Raw genomic sequence first — 16992 nt, forward strand, 5'->3', positions numbered from 1 at the left:
TGCCGGCCCCTTGCCACACCTGAACTGGCAGAGGGCCGCGCGCCAGGCCGCGCGCCGCGCCCTCACCACTGCCAGGGGATCGCATCATGTACCGCTTCATCGTCGCCCTCCTTGTCCTGCTGCTGGGCATAGCCCTCGCGCTCGGCGGAGCCTGGCTCGCCTGGCTCGGCGGGTCGTGGTTCTACATTCCGCTGGGCGTGGTGCTGGCGCTTTCGGGCGGGCTGTTCATGGCGCGCGAGCCCTCGGCCCTCGCGCTCTACGCGCTGGCGCTGCTCGGCACGCTGGCCTGGTCGGTCGCGGAGGCGGGGTTCGACTGGTGGGCGCTGGCGCCGCGCGGCGCGCTGCTGGTGGTCTTCGGCATCCTGATGCTGGCGCCCGCGATCGCGCTGCGCCTCGCCGGGCGGGGCAGGGAGGCGCGCTCGGGCCAGGGTGCCGCGGGCGGGCTGCTCGGGCTCGCGCTGCTGATCTGCGCCGGCGTGGCCGGCTACGCCGTGAGCCGCAACCCGCATGACACCCCCGGCGCCTTCCCCGACGAGCGGATGGCCGCCGGCGCCGCCCTGCAGACCGCCGGCGTGCCGGACGGCGAATGGCACTCCTACGGGCGCACCCCCTACGGCCGGCGCTACTCGCCGCTCGACCAGATCACCCCGGCGAACGTGGCCGACCTGGAGGAGGCCTGGACCTACAACACCGGCGAGCAGCGCGACGCCGACGACCCGGTGGAGACCACCTACGAGGTCACCCCGCTGGTGGTGGGCGGCACCATGTACATCTGCACGCCCTTCGCCACCGTGATCGCGCTCGACCCCGAGACGGGCGAGGAGAAATGGCGCTTCGACCCCGAGCTGCAGCAGCCGCCGCGCCAGACCACGCAGCACATGACCTGCCGCGGCGTGTCCTATTTCGACGGCAGCCGAAACCCCGCCCCCGCCCCCGCCGCCGCTGCCGCTGCCGCTGACGGCACGGGCGAGGCCGCGGGCGAGACCGCCGGGGAAACCTCGGGCGACGCCGCCGGAGAAGCCGCCGCCGGGACCGATACCGCGCAGGACACCACCGCCCCGCTGGAGCAGAGCGGCACCGCGGTGACCACCGAGGCCGCCGGCGTGCCGCAGAACGTGGTGACCGGGAACGCCCGGCCCGGCGACCCCAACCCGCAGGTGACGCGTGACCGCCCGGGCACCCCGGGCAGCGACGCCGCCTGCGTGCGGCGGCTCTTCGTGCCCACCCCCGACGGCCGGCTGATCTCGATCAGCGCGCAGACCGGGCAGGTCTGCCCCGGCTTCGGCGGGGCGGACGGCACGGTGAACCTCTGGGCCAACATGCCCAACGTCACCCCCGGCTCGGCCTATTCCACCTCGCCCCCGGTGGTGACCGACCGCCTGGTGGTGGTGGGCGGCACGGTGAACGACAACGCCTCGGCCACCTCGCCTTCCGGCGTGATCCGCGCCTTCGACGTGCATACGGGCGAGCTGGTGTGGAACTTCGATTCGAAGAACCCCGACGCGACCGCCCCCATCGCAGACGGCGAGACCTACTCCCCGAACGCGCCGAACTCCTGGAGCGTGTCCGCCTACGACCCCGAGCTGGGGCTGATCTACGTGCCGATGGGCAACGAGAGCCCCGACCAGTTCGGCGGCAACCGCTCGGAGGAGGTGGAGCGCTTCTCCGCCTCCGTCACGGCGCTCGACGCCCGGACCGGGGAGGTGCGCTGGGTCTACCAGACCGTGCACCACGACATCTGGGACATGGACGTGCCGGCCCAGCCCGGCCTCATCGACCTCACCATCGACGGCGAGACCGTGCCGGCGCTGGTGCAGGCCACCAAGCACGGCGAGATCTTCGTGCTCAACCGCGAGACCGGCGAGCCGGTGCTGCCGGTGGAGGAGGTGCCCGCCCCGCAGGGCGCGGTGGAGGGCGATTTCACCGCCCCCACCCAGCCCGTCTCGGCCGTGAGCTTCAACCCGCCGGCGCTCACCGAGGCCGACATGTGGGGCGCCACGCCCGTCGACCAGCTCTGGTGCCGCATCCGCTTCCGCCAGCTGCGCTACGAGGGCCGCTTCACGCCGCCGAGCCGCGAGGGCTCCATCGTCTACCCCGGCAATTTCGGCACCTTCAACTGGGGCGGCGTGGCGGTGGACCCCGAGCGCCAGGTGATGTTCGCCATGCCGGTCTACCTCGCCTTCACCTCGCAGCTCATCGAGCGGCCCGACGACACCACCCGGGTGGTGACCGAGGACGGCGACCCGGTGTTCAACGAGAATTTCGGTGCCCGCTACGCCTCGCGGATGGGCGCCTTCACCTCGCCCCTCGGCCTGCCCTGCCAGCAGCCGCCCTGGGGCTACGTGGCCGGGGTCGACCTCACCACCGGCGAGACGGTCTGGCAGCATCGCAACGGCACGGTGCGCGATCTCTCGCCCCTGCCCCTGCCCTTCGAGATGGGCGTGCCCGGCATCGGCGGCCCGATCGTGACCCGGGGCGGGGTCGCCTTCCTCTCCGGCACGATGGACTATTACGTGCGCGGCTACGACCTGCAGACCGGGGAGGAACTGTGGCGCGCCCGCCTGCCGGCCGGCGGCCAGGCGACGCCCTCCACCTATCTCGGCAGCGACGGGCGGCAGTATCTCGTCGTCGTCGCCGGTGGGCACGGCTCCACCGGCACGAAGGCGGGCGACGCGATCATCGCCTACCGGCTGCCCCGCGGCAGCTGACCGCCGGCCCGCGGCCCCCTTCCCCCCGGGGGGCCGCGCGCGGCCCGAACCCCTCCCCCACCCCCGCTCTTGGAACCGCGGCCCGTTCCGGGCATGATGGCGCCGCCGCGCGCCCGGGCGTGACGGCCCGCCGCCGCGCACCCCGCGGGGGCAGCCGCCCGGCCGGCGGTGCGGGCGGGCACCGCGGCACCAGGGCGCGCATGGCGCGCCGCCGCCGCTCGCAGTTGGGCCGCAATCGGAACGGAGCCCCGGTATGATGATCTCGCGCGAGAAGAAGTTCGTGTTCGTCCACATCTACAAGACCGGGGGCACCTCGCTCACCCGCGCGCTGCTGCCCTTCGTCTCGGCCGACCTGCACCCCGGGAACCCGCGGCACGAGGGGCTGGGCTGGCAGGGCAGCTGGCATTTCCGCAACGGCCAGCACGCCAAGCTCGCCCCCGCCCTGCCGGCGCTGCGGCGCCACGGGCTGGGCGACCTCTCCGGCTACCGCATCGTGACCTTCGTGCGCGACCCCTATTCCTGGGTGCACAGCATCTGGAGGAGCTTCTACACCAGCGGGGGCAGCGAGGGCCGGGCCGCCTTCACCGCCCGCTTCCCCGGCGGCGGGCTCGACGATTTCTGCCGCTTCATCGCCGAGGAACAGGCCCGGCCGCAGACCCGGCACTGGGGCATGAAACCGCAGGTCTCCTTCTTCGAGATCCCCGGCCGCGCGCCGGATTTCATCGGCCGCTTCGAGGAATACGAGGCCGAGGTGGCCCGCCTGATGCAGTTCCTCGGCCTGCCCCCGCTCGAGGCGGTGCCGCACGAGCTCAGGCGCAGGCGCCGGACCTTCGACCTCGGCGTCTACGCCCCGGAGAGCCTCGAGATCATCAACCACGTGATGGCGCCGGACTTCCGCAGCCTCGGCTACCCGGTGACGACCGCGGCCTGACCGCGGCGCGGGCCCCGGCGGGTTGACACCACTTGTCTATACATCCAATCCTTGAGCCGCTCCGCGGGCCCCCGCGGGGGCCTGTCGCGCGCCCGGAGGATGTCCCGTTGCCCCGCCCTACCCGCTGCCTGCTTCCCGGCCGCCGCGCATGAGCGGCACCGCTGCCATCCGCGCCGCCATCGCCGCGGGCGACCAGCCGCGCGCGCTCGCCCTGCTCGGCGGCCTCATCGCGGAGGTGACCGGCATCGCCCCGCAGGCGCTCGCCATCAACGCCGACCGCTACAGCCTGAACTCGGTGAACGGCTTCTTCACCGACGGCGGCGCCCGCGCCTTCTTCTTCAAGTTCCACCAGGAAGAGGGCGAGGAGGAGGGCGTCTCCGAGTATTACAACGCGAAGGTGCTGGCCGAGGCGGGCTACCCGGTCACCCGGCCGGTGTTTGCCGAGACCCGGCCGGGCCGGCAGATCCTGGTCTACGAGCGCATGGAGGTCCCCCGCCTCTCCGACCTCTGCTCGGCCATCGAGAAGGGCGAGGCCGAGAGCGCGGAGGCCGATGTCATCGCCGCCCAGCAGGCCGCCGACAGCGCCTTCGCCGAAATCGCCCTGCGCCACCTGCATGACGACGCCCGGGCCGAGACCGCCGCCCAGCCCCTGCACCAGCTCTTCTACAACCGCCTGGTGGACCGGCCGGGAGACGTCACGCCCGGCGGCCGGGTGGCGCGGTTCTACCTCGGCGCCCAGGTGCGCTGGCACGGGCTCGAGGCGCCGTTCGACACGCTCGCCACCCTGCCCTGGCGCATCGACGGGGTGGACTACGACACGCCGCTGGCGGAGCTGTTCGCCACCGCCATCGCCCGGCTGGCGCCGGCGCGCTTCACCCCCGGCCCGGTGTTTCCCGCCCATGGCGACGCGCATAACGCGAATGTCTGGTTCCACCCCGCGGCCCCGGGGGCGCCGGCGCACCTGAGCCTGTTCGACCCCGCCTTCGCCAATGCCGCGGTCCCCGCCCTGCTGGCCGAGGTGAAGGCCACGTTCCACAACATCTTCGCCCACCCGTTCTGGCTCTACGAGCCGGACGTCTGCGCCGCCCGCACCCGCGCCACCGCGCGGCTGGAGGGCGGGCGCATCGTGGTGGAGACCGGGCACGCGCTCTCGCCCCTGCGCCGGGCCTTCCTCGCCTCCAAGGCCGAGCGCTTCTGGCGCCCGCTCCTCACCGGGCTCGCGCGCCGCGGCGCGCTGGCGGAGGACTGGGAGGCGCAGGTGCGCATGGCGCTCTTCGCCTGCCCGACGCTGGTGATGAACCTGCTGCCGGGCGAGGGCTCGTCGCACAACCCCACCAGCTCGCTCATCGGCTTCGCCCAGGCGGTGCGCGCGGCGCAGGCCCCGGCCACGCCCGGCGCCGAGGATGATTTCACCCGGTTCTTCGCCGCCGCCCGCCCCCGCTGACCCGCCCCTGCCGACCACCGGAGACGCCCCATGTCCACACCCTTCTCGCTCACCGGCCGCCTCGCCCTCGTCACCGGCGCGAGCCGCGGGCTGGGGCGGGTGATGGCGGCCGGGCTCGCGGCCGCGGGGGCCGACGTGATCGCGGTGGCGCGCGACACCGCATCGCTGGAAGAGACGGCGGCGGAGGTGGAGGCGCTCGGCCGGCGCTGCCACCGCTTCGCGGCCGATGCCGCCGCGCTGCCCAGCATCGAGGCGCTCTTCGCCGGGCTGGCGGAGGCGGGGCTTGCCCCCGACATCCTGGTCAACAACGCCGGCACCGAGCAGGTCTGCCCCTCGCTCGACGTGGACGAGGCGCTGTGGGACCGCATCCTCGACACCAACCTCAAGGGCGCCTTCTTCACCGCGCAGCGCTTCGCCCGCGCCCGCGCCGGCCGGCCGGGCGCCATCGTGAACACCGGCTCGCTCACCTCCGCCGTGGGCGTGCCCACCGCCACCGCCTACACCGCCTCCAAGAGCGGCCTGCTGGGCATGACCCGCGCACTTGCGACCGAATGGGCGCCGCTGGGCATCAGGGTGAACGCCATCGGACCGGGCTATTTCCGCACCGAGCTCACCGAGCCCTTCTACCGCGACGACGCCTGGCGCGAGGGGATGCTGCCGAAGATCCCCATGGGCCGCTTCGGCGCGCTGGAGGACGTGGCGGGCACTTGCGTGTTCCTCGCCTCCGACGCGGCGGCCTATGTCACCGGGCAGATCCTGTTCGTCGACGGCGGCTACATGGCCTCGATCTGAGCATGTCCGGCGGCACCCGATACGCGGCGGTGAAGGCGCATATCACCGCCGGCATCTCCTCCGGCCTCTACCCGCCGGGCAGCCGCCTGCCCTCCGAGCACGCGCTGGTGGAGGCGCTCTCGGTGTCGCGGATGACGGTGAACCGCGCGCTGCGCGAGCTCGCGCGCGACGGGCTGGTGACCCGCACGCAGGGCGTGGGCTCCTTCGTGGCCGAGGCGCGCGCCCTGCCCTCGCTCGCCGAGGTGCGCGACATCCGCGCCACCATCGCCGAGCGCGGCGGCCGGCACACCTGCCGCACCGTGGTGGCCGAGCGCCGCCGCGCCGGCGAGGAAGCGGCCCTGCTCGGCCTCTCGCCCGGCGAGGAGCTGCTGCACGTGCATCTCGTGCATCACGAGGACGGCGTTCCGCTGCAGATCGAGCGGCGCTTCGTGCGCGCCGATTTCGCCCCCGACCTGCTGGAGGTGGATTTCTCCGCCGAGCCGATGGCCGATTACCTGCAGCGCTTCGCCCCGGTCTCCGAGCTCGAGCACATCGTGGAGGCGCGGCTGGCCGACGCGGGCGAGCAGCGGGACCTCGGCCTCGCCCCCGGCGCGCCGGTGCTGCGCATCCGCAGGCGCACCTGGGTGGGCGAGCGCACGGTCACGCTGGGCTGGTTCTCGCAGCCGGGCGCGCGCTACCGCGTGCAGGTGCGGGTGCGCCCCGCCGATTTCACCGGCCGGGGCGGCGCATGACGCAGCGCGGCACAGACCTTGTATATACATCCGTTGACAGGCTATGGAGCCGGTGCAAAGCTCGCGCCCCGGGCAAGGGGACTTCCGCCGCACTGCGGAAGGGTGTGCGTGCTGCGGCCGCCGGGCGGCCGCGGGGCCCGGCATGCGGGCGGGCCTCACGATGAACGCGCAGAAGGGTGCATCCATGACGCCGATGGTCGAACTCGACAACGTCACCCGCCGCTTCGGCGACACGGCCGCGGTGCGCGAGGCCTCCGCGCGGCTGGAGCGCGGCGAGTTCCTCACCATCCTCGGCCCCTCCGGCTGCGGCAAGACCACGCTCCTGCGCATGATCGCGGGCTTCGACCGGCCGAGCGCGGGGCGCATCCTGATCAACGGCCAGGCGATCGACGCCGTGCCGCCCTTCCGCCGCTCCATCGGCATGGTGTTCCAGCGCCTCGCCCTCTTCCCGCACATGACCGCGGCGGAGAACGTGGCCTACCCGCTGAAGATGCGCCGCTTCGACCCCGCGGAGATCCCCGAGCGGGTGGAGCGCTACCTCGAGCTGGTGCGCCTCAAGGGCTTCGGCAGCCGCCGCCCGCACGAGATGTCCGGCGGCCAGCAGCAGCGCGTGGCCATCGCGCGCGCGCTCTCCTTCAGCCCCGACCTGCTGCTGCTCGACGAGCCGCTCTCCGCGCTCGACCGCAAGCTGCGCGAGGAGATGCAGCTCGAGTTCCGCCGCATCCAGCAGGAGCTCGGCGTCACCACCATCAACGTGACCCATGACCAGCGCGAGGCGCTGGTGATGTCGGACCGGGTGGTGGTGATGGACGCGGGCCGCATCCAGCAGGCCGACACGCCGGCGGCGGTCTACCGCCAGCCCTCGAATCGCTTCGTGGCGAGTTTCATCGGCATGACCACGGTCTTCCCCGGCATGGTGGCCGAGGCGCCGGAGGGCATCGGCGAGATCATCGTGGGCGACGTGCGCCTGCCCGCCCGCCTGCCCGCCGGCGGCCTCGCGCCCGGCACGGCGGTGGACTGCGGCTTGCGCGCCGAGCAGGTGCGCGTGGTCGCCCCCGGCGCGCCGCGGCCGGAGACCACCATCGGCGGCCTCGTCGAGCGGCGCATCTTCGAGGGCGACCGGCTGGTCTACGAGGTGCGCGTGCCGCCCCTGGGCAATCTCACGCTCATGGTCTTCGACCACGACCCCGCCACCCATGCCGAACACGAGGTCGGCGCGCGTGTCCTGCTGGGCTGGAACGCGCGCGACCTCTTCGTATTCCCGAAAGAAACCACAGAAAACGCCACCCGACAGGAAACAGGACCCGCATCATGACAGACCTCACCCGCCTCGCCCTGCCGCGCCGCCGCTTCCTGCAGGGCAGCGCCGCCGCTGCCGCCGTGCTCGCGGCCCCCGGCATCCTGCGCGCGCAGGAAAAGCCCGCCGAGCTGATCGTCCGCGCCTGGGGCGGCGCCTGGGGCGACGCGCTGAAGGAGGGCGTGGGCGACCCGTTCACCGCCGCCACCGGCATCCCCGTGCGCTACGATTTCACCGAGGACAACGAGATCAAGCCGAAGATCTGGGCCGCGGTGGACCAGGGCCGCATCCCGCCGATCCACGTGAACTGGGACACCACCACCAACGCCACCATCTCCGCCCTGCGCGGCGTCACGGTCGACCTCTCGGACCTCTCCAACCTCGAGGGCCTGCTGCCGCTCGCCAAGCCGGTGGGGCTCGACGGCTACCCGATCGTGAACACCTACGCCTATGTCTATGTCTGCGCCTATCGCCCCGAGGCCTTCCCCGACGGCGCCCCCACCTCCTGGAACGTGTTGATCGACCCGAAGTTCAGGGGCCGCATCGCGCTCTACGACGACGGCATCGGCTTCAACCCGATCTCGGTGATCGCCGGCGGCGGCACGGTGGCGGACATCCCCGGCAACATGCAGCCGGGCTGGGACTTCTACGAGAAGCTCCGCATCAACGAGCCCCTGCTGGGCGAGGATGCCGATTTCACCAACTGGTTCCAGAACGGCGAGATCGACGTGGCCTGCACCATCTCGGTGAACGCCCGCGCGGCGAAGCAGAACGGCATCGACGTGGCCTGGACCGTGCCGCAGGAGGGCTGCAAGGTCGACACCGACGGGCTGTGGATCCCGAAGGGCCTGCCGACCAACGAGGAGTACTGGGCGAAGGAATTCGTCAACTTCGCGCTGTCGCGGGAGGCGCAGGAGAAATGGTGCTCCGCCCTCGGCCTGCCGCCGGTCTTCCCCGGCATCGAGCCGCCGGCCGACCTCGCGGGAGACCCCTCCTACCCCACCACCGAGGCGGATTTCGCGAAGCTCGTGAGCATCCCCTCGCCGGTGCTGGTGGAAAACCAGCCGATCTGGTTCGAGAAGTTCAACGAGATCTTCCAGGGCTGAGCCCGCGCGCGCCGGCCGGCCCCACCCGGCCGGCCACCCCGCATCCCGGCGCCCCGGCCCCCGCGCCGGGGCCCCGACGAGGTAAGAAATGACCGCCGACGCCCCGCGCCCCCCTGCCCCCGCCCACCGCCTGCCGCTGCGCTGGCGGGTGATGGACCGCATCGAGGCCGTGGCCGCGGCGCTCTGGCCCGCAGCCTTCCGCCGGGCCACGCCCTGGGCCTTCCTCGCGCCCGCGCTCTTGCTGGTGGGCATCCTGCTGATCGGGCTGGGCTATGTCATCTCCGACAGCCTGCACGAGCTCAACCCCGCCACCTACCGGCTGCGCGAGGAATACTCGCTGGGCAATTACGCCGCCTTCCTCGACCGCCCGGTCTATCTGCTGGTGCTCTGGCGCAGCCTGCTCGCGGCGGTGCTGGTGACCGCGATCACCCTCGTCTTCGCCTTCCCCTACGCCTACGTGATGGTGCGCACCCGCTCGGGCGCGCTGCGCAAGCTGCTGCTGGTGTCGCTGTTCCTGCCCTTCTTCATCGGCCAGGTGGTGCGGGCCTACGGCTGGCTGATCATCCTGGGCAAGCAGGGGCTCATCAACCAGGCGCTGGAGGGGCTGGGCCTGCCCGCCGCCACGCTGATCTACACCTACCCCGCGGTGATCTTCGGGCTGGTGCAATACATGCTGCCCTTCGCGGTGCTGATGCTGGCCCCCGCGCTCACCGCCATCCACGAGGAGGTGGAGCTCGCCTCCGAATCCCTCGGGGCGGACTGGCTGCGCACCTTCCGCCACATCGTGATCCCGATGGCGAAGCCCGGGCTCGTCGGCGCCTCGGTGGTGGTCTTCACCCTCACCCTCACCGATTTCGCCATGCCCGAGATCCTCGGCGGCGGCACCAACGACTTCATCGCCAGCACGATATACGACATGTTCTTCCAGCTCTCGAACCCCGGCCTCGCCTCCGCCCTCGCCGCGGTGCTGGTGGCGGTGGGCAGCCTCATCGTCGCGCTGGTGTTCCGCGTGGCGGGCACCGGCACGCTGGGCCTCAGGAGCGGGTCATGAGAAGCGCGCGCGGCAAGGCCTGGGTGCTGTGGAGCATGGTCATCCTGGTGCTGGTGACGCTGGCGCTGCCCACGCTGGTGATCATCGGCGCCTCCTTCACCTCCGGCGACATCATCCGCTTCCCGCCCGAGGGCCTGTCGCTGCGCTGGTACCGCGCGCTGTGGGACCTGGGCGGCTTCCGCGCCGCCCTCGGCCGCACGGCTTACGTCTCGGCGCTCTGCACCCTGATCGCCATCCCGGTGGGCACGCTGGCGGCGCTCGCTCTGGCGCGGCGGCGGATGCGGTTTGCCCGCACCATCCAGGTGTACCTGCTGCTGCCCTTCACCATTCCGCTGGTGGTGTCGGGCATCTCGATGATGATGCTCTTCGGCGAGGCGCGGGTGCTCGGCCAGCTCTGGCCGGTGGGCGTGGCGCTGTGCCTGATCAACCTGCCCTTCATGATCTGGGCGGTTTCCTCGGCGGTGAACGCGCTCGACCCCGAGCTGGAGAATGCCGCGATGAACTGCGGCGCGCCGCCCGTCACCGTGTTCCTCACCGTCACCCTGCCGGCGGTGATGCCGGGGGTGATCACCGGGGCGCTGCTGATGTTCATCCTCGCCTTCAACGAGTTCCTCGTGAGCCTGTTCCTCACCGACAGCCGCACCGTCACCCTGCCGGTGCAGATCTACAATTCCATCCGCAATGTCATCACCCCGGATCTCGCCGCGGTGTCGGTCGTCTACATCGTGGTGGCACTCGCCGCGATCTGGGTACTGGACCGGCTCGTCGGGCTCGAGATCTTCCTCAAGTCGAAATGAGCCGCGCCATGACAGACGTCTCCTTCCACCGCCTCTCCGAGATCGACGACGCCGGCCGCCGCGCCCTGATGGGCCGGGCGGAATCCGACCTCACCCCGTTCATCGACAAGGTGCGCCCGATCATCGAGGCGGTGCGGACGCAAGGCGACATCGCCCTCGCCCGCTTCGCGCGCGAGCTTGACCGCGCTCCGGTGGAGGCGAATGCCATCGCCGCCACGAAGGCCGATTTCGACGCCGCCTTCGACGCCCTCGACCCGAAGATGATCGAGCTGCTGGAATTCGCCTGCGACAATGTCCGCCGCTTCCACGAGGCCCAGATGCCCGAGGAGATGTGGATGAAGGAGATGCACCCCGGCGTCTGGGCCGGGGACCGGGTGGTGCCGATCGACTCGGTGGCCTGCTACGTGCCGCGCGGCAAGGGCTCGTTCCCCTCCGTGGTGATGATGACCGCCATTCCGGCGGTGGTGGCGGGCGTGCCCAACCCGGTGATCATCACCCCGCCGGGGCCGGACGGGAAGGTGGACGCCGCCACGCTCGTGGCCGCGCGCATCGCGGGCGTCGAGCAGGTGTACAAGGCCGGCGGCGCGCAGGGCGTGGCCGCCGTGGCCTACGGCACCGAGACCGTGCCGCGCTGCCTCAAGATCGTCGGGCCCGGCAGCCCCTGGGTGGTGGCGGCGAAGAGCCTGCTCTCCGGCCGGCTCGACCCCGGCACGCCCGCCGGCCCCTCGGAGGCCATCGTGCTCGCCGACCACACGGCCAATGGTGCGGCCTGCGCGCTCGACCTGCTCAACGAGGCCGAGCACGGGCCGGACAGCTCGTCATGGCTGGTGACCTGCTCCGAGGAGGTGGCCGAGGCCGCCCGCGCCGCCCTGCCCGGCTACTGGGCCCGGATGGGCGAACAGCGGGTGGAGTTCTCGCAAAAGGTGCTCTGCGGCCCGCGCGGCGGCATCCTGCTGACGGACACCATGGAGGAGGCCATCTCTTGGGTGAACGACTACGCGCCCGAGCACCTGGTGGTGCATTCCGAAGACCCCTACGGCTACCTCGGCCAGCTGCGCAACGCCGGCGAGATCCTGCTGGGCGAGAACACGCCCATCGCGCTGGGGAATTTCGTGCTGGGCCCGAACGCGGTGCTGCCGACGAATTTCGCCGCCCGCACCCATTCGCCGCTCGGGGTGCATGACTATCTCAAGCGCATCTCCGTGGGCCACGTGACCCCGAAGGGCTATGCCACGCTCGCCCCCTGGGCGAAGCGCTTCGCGGAATACGAGGGGTTCGACGCGCATGCAAACGCCGTCTCGGAGCTGCGCGAGACGGCGCTGGGGCGCAAGTGAGCCCGGCGGACCGGGGGCGCGCGGCCCCCGGCCCGGCCGCTACATGATGAGCCAGAGCGAGATCACCGGCAGGAAGGTGATCAGCAGGATCCGCACGATATCCGCCACCCAGAACGGCAGCACGCCGCGGAAGATGGTGGTGAGCGGCACCTCTTTCAGCACCCCCTTCAGCACGAAGACATTCATGCCCACCGGCGGCGTGATGAGGCTGATCTCGGTCGCCACCACCACCACGATGCCGAACCAGATCACCGAGAGGTTGGGGTCGGCCAGCACGCTGTCGCCGAAATCCATCGTGTAGAGCAGCGGGTAGAACACCGGCACGGTGAGCAGGATCATCGACAGGCTCTCCAGCACGCAGCCGAGCAGGAGGTAGATCACCAGGATCACCACCATCACGGTCCAGGCGGAGTAGCCGGTGTCGTAGATGTAGTCCGACAGCGCGTCCGGCAGGCCGGCGAAGTTCACGAAGTTGGAAAACACCTCGGCGCCGATGATGACCGCGAAGATCATGGCACTCGCGCCGGCCGTCTCGATGAAGGCGGCGCGCAGGGCCGCCCAGGTGAGCCGGCGCATCGCGAAGCCGATCACCAGCGAGACGCCCGCGCCGATGCCCGCCGCCTCGATGGGGGTGAAGAACCCGCCGTAGATCCCCACCATGATGACGGCGAAGAGCACCACCACCGCGAGCACGCCCATCAGGTCCGCCCCGGTGAGGGCGATGGGCGCGCCGGTGGCTTTCGGTGCCAGCGAGGGCTTGATGAGCACGGTGACGAACACCGCCGCCACGTAGAGCGCGATGCCGAGCAGCCCGGGGATCATCCCGGCGATGAACAGCTTGCCGATGTCGCTCTCGGTGAGGATGCCGTAGAGGATCAGGATTACCGAGGGCGGGATGAGGATGCCCAGCGTGCCGCCCGCGGCGATGGCGCCGGTGGCGAGGCCGTCGTCGTAGCCGAAGCGGCGCATCGAGGGCATGGCGACCTTCGACATGGTGGCCGCCGTGGCAAGCGAGGAGCCGCTCACCGCCGAGAACCCGCCGCAGGAGAGCACGGCCGCCACCGCGAGCCCGCCGGGCAGCCGCCCGATCAGCCGGTAGGCGGCGGCATAGAGCCCCTGCGCGAAGCCCGAGCGGGCCAGCACGTTGCCCATGAAGATGAACAGCGGGATGACCGAGAGCGAGTAGTTCAGCGCCGTCTCGAACACCGTGCGCCCGAGCATGGAGAAGGCGGGGTCCCAGCCGCGCATGTAGCCGAAACCGGCCACCCCCACCGCCGACATCGCGAAGGCGATGGGCACGCGGGCGAAGATCAGGGCCAGCAGGATCGCGAAGCCCACGAGGGATTCAGTCATTCAGTCGCTCCCTTGGGGGACATCGCGCCGCAGGCCCGCGCCACGGCCGCGGCGGCCGAGAGCAGGCAGCCGAAGGCGGCAAACCAGGCCACCGGCGCCATGGGCAGGCGCAGCGCATTGGTCACCGCGCCGTCGGCCCCAAGCCGCAGCGCCTCCACCCCGAGGCGCCAAGCGAAGACCGCGAGCACGAGGGCCGCGAAGAGGTTGCCGAAGGCGGTGAGCAGCCCGGCCCCGCGCGGGCCCAGCATCATCCCCAACAGGTCCACCTCCACATGCCCGCCGTCACGGGTGCAGAGCGGCAGGGCGGCGAAGACGAGGGCGCCGAGGAGAAGCTCGGTGAGCTCGAAGGCCCCGGCGAGCGGGGTGTTGAACCAGTAGCGGCCCACCACGTCGACACAGGTGACGGCGGTGAGCGCGAGGATCAGCAGCGTGGAGGCGATGGCGAGGACCCGCATCAGGGCCCCCGCCGCGCCGCGGTCGATGAAGCTCATCCACCGACCCCGGTGAGCTCACGCATGCGCTTGAGGGCGGCGGCGCCGTCGAAGCCCTGCTCCTTGAGCGAGGCGTCCCATTCGCCCTCGTACTTGCCCGCGGCGGCCTTGATGGCGTCGACCATCTCGGGCGAGGCCTCGTAGACATCGATGCCGGCGGCGGAGATCTTCTCCTTGGCCGCGTCATCGGCGCCGTCCCACGCCTTGCCGGCCAGTTCGGCGAAGGCGAGGCCGGAGATCTTGTCGATCGCGGCCTGGTCCTCGGGGGAGATCTTCTCCCAGGCGCCCTCGTTCATCACCAGGAACCAGGTGGTGTTGTAGATGCCGCCGGGCACCCGCATGGAGGATTTCACGTAATCGGTGAGGTTGAAGGCGGTGAGCGCCTCGTAGGTGAAGGCGACACCGTCGATCACCCCGCGGGAGAGCTTCTCGTAGACCTCCGGGGAGGACATGAACAGCGTGTTGGCGCCCAGGTCGCGCAGCAGGTCGGCGATGTAGCCGCCGGGCGTGCGGATCTTGAGGCCGGAGAGATCGGCCGGCGCGGTGATCTCGGGGCCGTTGCGGTGCAGGAGGCCCGGCCCGTGCATGAAGAGGCCGAGCAGGTGCACGCCCTCGTGCTCGGAGGCGGCGTCGAGATCCTCGGTGTAGACCTGCCAGAAGGCCTTGGAGGCGGCCTCCGCGCTGTCGCCGAGGAAGGAGAACTGGCCGATGCGCGAGCGCTCGAACCGGTCATCGGTGGTGAAGCTGTGCAGGCCGTAGGTGATGTCGGCCACCCCTTCGGCCGCCATGTCGAAATGCGCCGGCGGGGCGCCGAGCGGCTTGGTGAGCACGCGGACCGAGACGCGGCCGTCGGTCACCTCCTCGACTTCCTTCGCCCAGGGGCGGATGGCGTTCACCACCAGCGGATGGCGCGGCGGCAGCCAGCTCGACAGCACCAGCTCGGTGTCGGCAAGGGCTGCGCGGCCGGAGCCGCCGAGGAGGGCGGAGGCGAGGACGGCGGCGCCGAGCGCGGCCGAGAACAGGCTCTTCATGTTGTAGCTCCCTAGATTCTTGTCGGGCGTTGAGGGCGGCCCGGCAGCCGGACGCGCCCCATGTGCAGGCAGCGGGAAAGGCTCAGCCCTTGCGGGACGCGGCCGGTGCCTCCCCGGGCGCCCCTGCCGCGACGGCAAAGGCAAGGCGGATCTCCTCGGGCGCGCCGAGGGCATTGGCGAGCACGAGCACGAGGCGCGCGTTGAGCGCGGCACTCTCCTCGTCCGAGAGGCCCTCGTGCAGGGCGATGAGCTCGGCATAGATCGCGTCGCCCTCGAGCCCGAGGTTGTAGCTGCGCGGGTCCATCATGCGACCTCCCTCCGGGCGGCGGTGCCGAGGGCGGCCTCGCGGGCCGCGGCGATGTCGGCAGCACTCGCGCCGGGGCCGGCAGACCAGCTCGCGGCCAGGTGCTGGTCCGGGCGTACGAGGAAGAGGCCCGCGCCGTAGCGGGTGGCGAGCGCCCCCTCGCAGGGCAGCGAGACCACCTCCACCGGGCAGTCCGCCGGGGCGGCGGCGCCGATGGCGAGCAGGGTGAAGCCGCCGCCGAGCCGGTTGAGCAGCCATGCGCCGCCGGGCAGCGGCGCATCCGGGCAGGGATCGCCCGGGCGCAGGGGTGCGGAGGCGGCGGCCGGGCTGCCCGTCATCAGCCCCGCAAGCGAGGCGGGGCGCGAGAGACGGCCGGAGTTGATCATCGGGCGGGCGAAGTCATTGCCGTCGGCGAGGCGCAGCAGCCCGTCGCGGAAGCGCCGCTCCATCAGGCTGCGGGGCGACATGAAGTTGGTCGAGCGCGAGGAGTTCATGATGTTCTCGTCCGTCGCGTGGATGCGCTCGGCATTGTAGGTCTCGAGCAGGGCCGGGCCGGCCTCGCCGCGCAGCACGGCGGCGAGCTTCCAGCACAGGTTGTCCACGTCCTGCACGCCGCCGTTGCCGCCGCGCGCGCCGAACGGGCTCACCACATGGGCGCTGTCGCCGGCGAAGATCACCCGGCCGTGCACGAAGCGCGCCAGCCGCGCGCAGCGGAAGGAGTAGACCGACACCCAGTCGAGCTCGAAGGGCCGCCCGCCCACCGCCTTCTCGATGCGGGGGATGACGTTTTCCGGGCGCTTCTCCACCTCGGGGTCGGCGTCCCAGCCGAGCTGGAGGTCGATGCGGTAGATGTCGTCGGGCTGCTTGTGCAGGAGCGCGGTCTGGCCGGGGTGGAACTCGGGCTCGAACCAGAACCAGCGCTCGGAGGGGAAATCCGCCTTCATCTCCACGTCGGCGATGAGGAAGCGCTCCTCGAACTCCTCGCCCTCGAGCGCGAGGCCCAGCATGTCGCGCACCGGGGAGCGCGAGCCGTCGCAGGCCACGAGGTAGCGGCCGGCGAGATCGTAGGCCCCTTCCGGCGTCTCGATGGTGGCGGTGACCCCGGTGTCGGACTGGCTGACGGCGGTGACACGGCTCTTCCAGCGCAGGTCGATGAGCTCGGGGAACTCGAGCGCCCGCTCCACCAGGTATTGCTCGACGTAGTATTGCTGGAGGTTGATGAAGGCCGGCATGCGGTGGCCGGCCTCGGGCAGCAGATCGAACGAGTACACTTCGCGGGGCCCGTGGAACAGCCGGCCCACCTGCCAGGTGACGCCCTTCTCCAGCATGCGCTGGCCCACGCCGAGCCGGTCGAAGATCTCCAGCGTCCGCTTGGCCCAGCAGATGGCGCGCGAGCCGACGGAGACCACGTTGCTGTCATCCACCACCACCGAGGCGATGCCGCGGGTGGCGAGGTCGATGGCGGCGGTGAGGCCCACGGGGCCGGCGCCCACCACGATCACGGGGGCGTCGCGGCCGGGCAGCCCGTCAAGCTCCGGCGCGCGGCGCGCCTCGAACGGGGCATAGGTGTAGCGTGCCATTGTGTTTCCTCCCGAACAGGCGGCGGGCCGGGCCCGGCCGCG

15 protein-coding genes are annotated in these 16992 nt (G+C 71.7%); 10 read left to right on the top strand and 5 right to left on the bottom strand.

Going from position 1 to position 16992, the window contains the following annotated elements:
• The first annotated feature begins 86 nt into the window (after nucleotides 1-86).
• The 10 genes from D3P35_RS05850 to hisD all read left to right on the top strand — a co-directional run bounded on the left by D3P35_RS05850 (nucleotide 87) and on the right by hisD (nucleotide 12191).
• Nucleotides 87-2708 carry a PQQ-binding-like beta-propeller repeat protein gene (locus D3P35_RS05850; protein ID WP_118133539.1) on the top strand — a complete coding sequence of 874 codons (2622 nt, stop codon included), beginning with the start codon at nucleotides 87-89 and terminating at the stop codon, nucleotides 2706-2708.
• Between the two features lie 253 nt (nucleotides 2709-2961).
• Nucleotides 2962-3639 (top strand): sulfotransferase family 2 domain-containing protein, encoded by a 678-nt coding sequence (locus D3P35_RS05855; protein ID WP_118133540.1) that lies wholly within the window; start codon nucleotides 2962-2964, stop codon nucleotides 3637-3639.
• Between the two features lie 148 nt (nucleotides 3640-3787).
• Nucleotides 3788-5083, top strand: coding sequence for a hypothetical protein (locus D3P35_RS05860; RefSeq protein WP_118133541.1), 1296 nt, complete (start codon nucleotides 3788-3790; stop codon nucleotides 5081-5083).
• A 30-nt stretch (nucleotides 5084-5113) separates the two neighbouring features.
• On the top strand, nucleotides 5114-5875 hold the full coding sequence (locus D3P35_RS05865; protein WP_118133542.1) for an SDR family NAD(P)-dependent oxidoreductase: 762 nt from the start codon (nucleotides 5114-5116) through the stop codon (nucleotides 5873-5875).
• Between the two features lie 2 nt (nucleotides 5876-5877).
• Nucleotides 5878-6606 carry a UTRA domain-containing protein gene (locus D3P35_RS05870; protein ID WP_118133543.1) on the top strand — a complete coding sequence of 243 codons (729 nt, stop codon included), beginning with the start codon at nucleotides 5878-5880 and terminating at the stop codon, nucleotides 6604-6606.
• Nucleotides 6607-6790: 184 nt separating this feature from the next.
• Nucleotides 6791-7921, top strand: coding sequence for an ABC transporter ATP-binding protein (locus D3P35_RS05875; protein WP_232830397.1), 1131 nt, complete (start codon nucleotides 6791-6793; stop codon nucleotides 7919-7921).
• On the top strand, nucleotides 7918-9009 hold the full coding sequence (locus D3P35_RS05880) for a PotD/PotF family extracellular solute-binding protein (protein ID WP_118133544.1): 1092 nt from the start codon (nucleotides 7918-7920) through the stop codon (nucleotides 9007-9009). Before D3P35_RS05875 ends, D3P35_RS05880 begins: the two co-directional genes overlap by 4 nt.
• Nucleotides 9010-9097: 88 nt before the next feature.
• Entirely contained in the window at nucleotides 9098-10060 is a 963-nt protein-coding gene (locus tag D3P35_RS05885; RefSeq protein WP_118133545.1) for an ABC transporter permease, read from the top strand.
• Nucleotides 10057-10857: an ABC transporter permease gene (locus tag D3P35_RS05890; protein ID WP_118133546.1), complete on the top strand. Its 801-nt coding sequence runs from the start codon at nucleotides 10057-10059 to the stop codon at nucleotides 10855-10857. Before D3P35_RS05885 ends, D3P35_RS05890 begins: the two co-directional genes overlap by 4 nt.
• Nucleotides 10858-10865: 8 nt before the next feature.
• On the top strand, nucleotides 10866-12191 hold the full coding sequence (gene hisD, locus D3P35_RS05895; RefSeq protein ID WP_118133547.1) for a histidinol dehydrogenase: 1326 nt from the start codon (nucleotides 10866-10868) through the stop codon (nucleotides 12189-12191).
• A 39-nt stretch (nucleotides 12192-12230) separates the two neighbouring features.
• Here the strand turns inward: hisD and D3P35_RS05900 are convergent, their stop codons facing one another.
• From D3P35_RS05900 to D3P35_RS05920, 5 genes are all read right to left on the bottom strand, one after another.
• Nucleotides 12231-13544: a TRAP transporter large permease gene (locus D3P35_RS05900; protein ID WP_118133548.1), complete on the bottom strand. Its 1314-nt coding sequence runs from the start codon at nucleotides 13542-13544 to the stop codon at nucleotides 12231-12233.
• Complete coding sequence (locus D3P35_RS05905) at nucleotides 13541-14035, bottom strand: TRAP transporter small permease (RefSeq protein ID WP_232830398.1); 495 nt, start codon at nucleotides 14033-14035, stop codon at nucleotides 13541-13543. The genes D3P35_RS05900 and D3P35_RS05905 overlap by 4 nt, the downstream gene beginning before the upstream one ends.
• On the bottom strand, nucleotides 14032-15066 hold the full coding sequence (locus D3P35_RS05910; protein WP_118133549.1) for a TRAP transporter substrate-binding protein: 1035 nt from the start codon (nucleotides 15064-15066) through the stop codon (nucleotides 14032-14034). The genes D3P35_RS05905 and D3P35_RS05910 overlap by 4 nt, the downstream gene beginning before the upstream one ends.
• 82 nt (nucleotides 15067-15148) lie before the next feature.
• Nucleotides 15149-15373: a DUF2783 domain-containing protein gene (locus tag D3P35_RS05915; RefSeq protein WP_118133550.1), complete on the bottom strand. Its 225-nt coding sequence runs from the start codon at nucleotides 15371-15373 to the stop codon at nucleotides 15149-15151.
• On the bottom strand, nucleotides 15370-16950 hold the full coding sequence (locus D3P35_RS05920; RefSeq protein WP_118133551.1) for an FAD-dependent oxidoreductase: 1581 nt from the start codon (nucleotides 16948-16950) through the stop codon (nucleotides 15370-15372). Before D3P35_RS05920 ends, D3P35_RS05915 begins: the two co-directional genes overlap by 4 nt.
• Between the last annotated feature and the right edge of the window lie 42 nt (nucleotides 16951-16992).

It is taken from the genome of Oceanicella sp. SM1341, assembly GCF_003448965.1.
Classification (GTDB): Bacteria; Pseudomonadota; Alphaproteobacteria; order Rhodobacterales; family Rhodobacteraceae; genus Paroceanicella.